Genomic DNA, 580 nt, shown 5'->3' with positions numbered 1-580 from the left:
CTGAGCCTCGACCTTGGCGTTTTCCTTTTGCGTCATGTTGTCGGCAGCGATCAACCGCTTCAAAGACCGCATGATCTTCCCGCGCGTCCAGCCTGCCTCCAGCATGCAATCGACGATCGCCTGAAAGCCTGGCTCCATGGCCTCTTGGCAATCAATCCCGCGGTCGGGGTATTCGCCCTGTCGTCTTGGCGGTCTGATCATCCAGGCTTCCTCATAGATATCGCTCGCCGTCGGCGCGGTGCTCGAAACAGAACCAGTGCGATGGCTGCCTCGGCCTGGCAAAGCCCCATCCTGCATTCTTGCCGCAGCCGGGATGCTCGCACCTGTGGTGCTGAATCCCGGGCCGCGTGACGGGCTCCATCGCACCAGGAAGGCGGATAATCTCGTCGCTCATCGGTATTCTCAGTTCAGATTGGTGGAAAGATTCCACAGTCAGTCTTGACGTTCAAGGAAAATGTTCCTTTTCTGTTCTCATGGCGCACGATCCGATCGACACGCTGGGCAAGGCGACCCGGCACAACATGCTCGTCAAGGCAGAATGCAGCTGCGGCAACGTTCGCTACTGCCGCTCCGCCGATCT

General features: G+C 59.0%; 1 protein-coding gene. It reads right to left on the bottom strand.

Annotated elements, in window-relative coordinates:
• Window positions 1-201, bottom strand: a 201-nt coding sequence (locus tag AC0L25_RS32500; protein WP_473599197.1) for a hypothetical protein, incomplete at its 3' end; no start/stop codon positions are given.
• Between the last annotated feature and the right edge of the window lie 379 nt (window positions 202-580).

Source organism: Mesorhizobium sp. WSM4813 (assembly GCF_055811555.1).
This window is presented reverse-complemented; position numbering and strand designations above follow the sequence as displayed.